The sequence below is a fragment of the uncultured Gimesia sp. genome (genome assembly GCF_937910335.1).
Lineage (GTDB): Bacteria > Planctomycetota > Planctomycetia > Planctomycetales > Planctomycetaceae > Gimesia.
The window spans coordinates 1-4,430 of sequence record NZ_CALEMX010000564.1; the positions used below are offsets into that span (position 1 = coordinate 1).

The following is a 4,430-nucleotide window of genomic DNA, read 5'->3' on the forward strand; positions in this document are numbered from 1 at the left end:
TATGCCTCATATCTTTGCGTAGCATCGCGCGGTCTTTGAAAGCGTTAAGTTTTTCCTGTAATTCTTCGCGGGTAGTCGCTTGCGCGAGTTCACTGGAAAGCTCGGTTTTCAGATCATCAATCGAGATGCGATTTGTCAGTTCTTCTACATTTGCGACGACAGGAAACAGATTGGAGTGTTGCAATCGCAAAAAGTCTTCCCAAAGAAAATCACTTACGCCGAGGAGTCTGGCTAACGCGCTGAGTACACTGGTGCGTTCGAGTGACGAAATTTCTTCGACCCAGTTGGGTTGTTTGAAAAGCTGTTCCAGAAATTCACGAAAGTGTAATAATGCCGATTCCGGATTGGGTGAGCGCGGCAGCAGGTGAGTGAAATGTTTGATCAAAACGACGGCAGCTCTCAGCCCCTGCTGTTGTTCTTCGGAGCTGATTTTTTCCCCTTTATCATCAGTGACGTATAGCACATCTCTGACCTTCGCTGCTTCGGAATCTATGACCATTCTGGCAATATCGATGCCACTCATGGCAAGTGCATTGGTCAGTTCATACAGGAAACCAATCGTATCTTCAGATTCGATTCTTAAGATGGTATGCCTGCCGCTCGTTTCGTTATCCAATTCGATTTCGACGGGATACAAAACCTGACTGGCCTGAGAGAGGTCTCGCATAGCTCGGGCTACGCGTTTTGCTAATTCTCCGACTGCTTCCCGTTTTTTTCCGGATCCGACTTTATTAAGTAAGTCTGTCAGGTCATTTTTATAGTTGATCCAGACCGTGGGTTGCACATCCTCCTCTGGTGATTTGACATCAAGAACGATCACAAATTTGCGTGAACTTTTCGAATGGTCTCTCGATTTGGAAGATCGACTTTTTGTCGAGGATGCCGGTTTGACATTCTGATTGGTAAACAGGTGACCTTTCTGAATGTCAAATCCATAAACGAATAAGAGTCCACAGATTAAAGAGAGGTCTCCCGTTTGATCAAGGCCGACCATTGTGAGTCTGATTTGATGATCAGGGATGTTTTCTGTTTTCAGTTCGACAATATTCGAATCCGCCAGTTTTCTGGACATCTGGATGTGTTTTTCGATTTCTTTTTCGTTAAACACTTTGGAGTAAGAAGCAGACATCATGCCGATGAGATTGCTATCCTGTTCGGAATTAGCTGTATCAAGTTCGGAATTCTTTTCGAGCGGTGCATGGATATATTTTTTAAAAATGCCTCGTACTGCTTTGCGGTGTTGTTCATAAAATTGAACCAGTTGTTTCCCATCGCGAAAATCAAGTCGACGTGCCAGGTATGCCAACTCCCGTTCGTCAGTGGGCATGTTGTGTTCCTGGTTGTAATGCATTAATTGGAGTGCGTGTTCAATTTTTCGAAAAAATACATATCCACTGGTGAGATGCTGATACTCATCTGGTTGAAGTAAACCTTGATCGACGAGTCTTACAAGTCCATCAAGGGTATTGATGCTGCGAACCGAAGAATACTGTGCGCCGTTTGCCATTTGGAGATACTGCGTGGTAAATTCGACATCCCGAATGGATCCTTTTCCCGATTTGACTTCTCCCCAGTCTTTGCCTTTCTTTTTGAGTGTAGATTCGATGCGCTGTTTCATGTCGAGGACATTCATTCTTACATCTTCTGCATCACAACAGAAAATCTGTGGTTCAATCCTTCGAAAAAACTCGGAACCCAGTTTTTGATTTCCGGCAATGATCCGTGCTTTCAGCATTGCCTGTTTTTCCCAAAGTCGTCCATGTTTTGCAAAATAATCAACATAGGCGTCAACGGTTGTGACCAGTGCTCCCGAGCGGCCCCAGGGGCGCAGCCGCATATCAACACGATACAGAAAACCTTCCGATGTAGATTCCATCAATGATTTGATGAGACGTTGCCCCAATTGCCAGTATTGTGTCGAATTTTTTCCTGCAATAAATACAAGGTCGATATCGGAGCTGTAATTGAGTTCTTCTCCCCCCAGTTTTCCGAATGCGAGTACCGCGAAATCATCAACGGGTAATTCCAGTTCTTCCGAAAGGATGGTAAGGCAAGATTGAACGAGTCCATCGGCCAGGAGCGAGAGTTGAACGGTAATATTTTTCAGGTCCATTAAACCGAAGGTATCACAGGCGCCAATGCGCAGGAGTTCCCAGCGCTGGAAACGTCGTAAGATGTCGAATTTTTCTGCCGTCGTTGTCGTTTCCAAACGCGTGCCGGCCATGGCCTCTGAATAAAACTGTTGTTGGCTTTTGAATTCTGCAATGCGGTTGTAACGTGTGAGCCGTTCCAGATAGTCCGGATTTTTTAACAGTATTTCTGTTAAAAACTGACTTCCGACAAAGAGCTTCACTAGAATCTCAACCGCCCGCGGATTTTGTGTGAGGAAAATCAGCATCAGTTCGGGCTGGGGGACACTATTGATAAAACGCTCAAAATTGATCAAAGATCCATCGGGAGTGGCTGCATTGGTCAGTGTCTGTAAAAGGGTGGGCAGGATGAGTGTTAATTCTTCACGAATGCGGGTTGTTGTACACATCTCGCGTAAGCGGATCAGTGCCCGTTCCTGATCAGTGAAGCCGATTACCGAAAGGATGAGTTGAACGTCTTCATCAGTAACGGGAACACTTTGGTCCAGCAGCTTTGGTGCACACTCGAAATTGACGGGGTTGTTCATAAGATTTGCAGAACCTGCCTGTGTTGAACTCTGTTGTAACAGACATCCATTTTCAAAGGGCTGACAAATTGAGAGAGCATTCAGAACGTTTGACTCTTGAAATTGTCCCTGTTTCAGGGAAGACTTCTCACAAAAGTGTAGCGAGAAATGCTTCAGTATTACAGGCTAAGATCAAGTTAAAAAATGTGACGGTTCTCATGAATTCAAAATCGGTCGAATGACTCAGTCTTTTTTGTTATATTGACATTGGCGAATTAATCAAGGCTTGTGAAATTGGTTGATTATTTCAGTGCACTGTTCTACCCTTAAATGAAAGAACAGTGACATTATTCTCCGCTGTTTACGGTTTTCATTTTAACAGAGAAACCAATTCCATGTATCAAAATCAAACGACGCGTCGTGAATTTTTAACTCAATTAACTTATGGACTCGGCGCGGCTTCTCTTGCCGACCTTTGCTTTGCGGAAGGTTCTGGATTTCCTCCTACACGCGTCATCACGAAAGGGCCGCGACATCATTGGTTTGGTTACTATGATAAATTGCAGTTTGATCCCACGAGTCGCTATGTGTTAGGGATGGAAGTTGCTTTTGAGCATCGCTCTCCGAAGGCGGATGATGTGATCAAGGTGGGCATGGTTGATCTAGAGGACAATGATCGCTGGATCGAACTGGGAGAATCCTCAGCCTGGAGTTGGCAGCAGGGATGTATGCTGCAATGGCTCCCGGGATCTGATTCTGAGGTGATTTGGAATGATCGGGAAGATGGTCAGTTTGTGAGTCGAATTCTGGATATCAAAACGGGAAAGGGCCGTACGATACCCTCCCCCGTTTATTCAGTGAGTCCGGATGGCAAGACCGCTGTGACTCCCGATTTTCGGCGGATTCAAGATGTGCGTCCCGGATATGGCTATCCCGGTTTTCCAGATCCGCATTATAAAGAGCTGGCTCCAAAAGATTCGGGAATATTCCGTGTTGATCTCGAAACGGGAAAATCGACGATGATTCTTTCATTGAACGAAATTTCTAGAAAGGGTACGATTCCCAATCAGCAAAAAGGGATCAAGCATTACTTTAATCATTTACTGTTTAGTCCGGATGGCACTCGCTTTATTACACTGCATCGTTGGCAGTATCCGAACGGAAAACGCCTGTCACGGATGGTGACCGCGAAGCCTGACGGGAGTGACGTGCGCGTGGTTGTGGATAACGGATTTGTCTCGCATTTTATCTGGAGGGATCCATCGCATATTCTGACCCAGTCAAAAGCGACAGCGGACAGTCGTGCCTGGGGAGATTTTCTAGTGAAAGATGAATCGCAGTCTAAGCTGGAAGAAGTTGGTAAAGGAGTTCTCGATGGTGGTGGGCATTTGAGCTATCTGCCCGGCAATGAGTGGATTTTGAACGACACTTATCCGAAAGGTAAGGAGCGTATTCAGACGCCTCATTTATATCATGTTCAATCTGGACGTCGGATTGATCTGGGTCAGTTTCATCTGCCTAAGATTTACACGGGTGAATGGCGGGTGGATACGCATCCCCGGTTCAGCCCTGATTCACGTATTGTGTGCATTGACTGTCCCACGAAAAATGCAGGCCGACAATTACATTTGATTGATATTTCCAAAATCGTGGGGGTATCCTGATTGGCGGAGAAGATACCAATACGGGATTGATCAGGTGCCTGCTTTCGCTTCTTCTTTTTTGGGTTTGGTTTCCGTTTCAGGAACCGACTCCTGAGTGATATTCAGTTGAT

2 protein-coding genes are annotated in these 4,430 nt (G+C 45.5%); one reads left to right on the forward strand and one right to left on the reverse strand.

The annotated features are described in order from the left end of the window. Positions 1 to 2,677 (reverse strand): glutamine synthetase adenylyltransferase (locus Q0668_RS23130; protein WP_298868909.1); only part of this gene is annotated, 2,677 nt, incomplete at its 3' end. Between the two features lie 374 nt (positions 2,678 to 3,051). Here Q0668_RS23130 and Q0668_RS23135 point away from each other — a divergent pair. Beyond that, positions 3,052 to 4,320, forward strand: coding sequence for a hypothetical protein (locus tag Q0668_RS23135; RefSeq protein ID WP_298868910.1), 1,269 nt, complete (start codon positions 3,052 to 3,054; stop codon positions 4,318 to 4,320). Positions 4,321 to 4,430: the final 110 nt, after the last annotated feature.

Coding starts and splice junctions, on each gene's coding strand:
- Q0668_RS23135 (WP_298868910.1), top strand. CDS start 3,052: ATGTATCAAAATCAAACGACGCGTCGTGAATTTTTAACTCAATTAACT.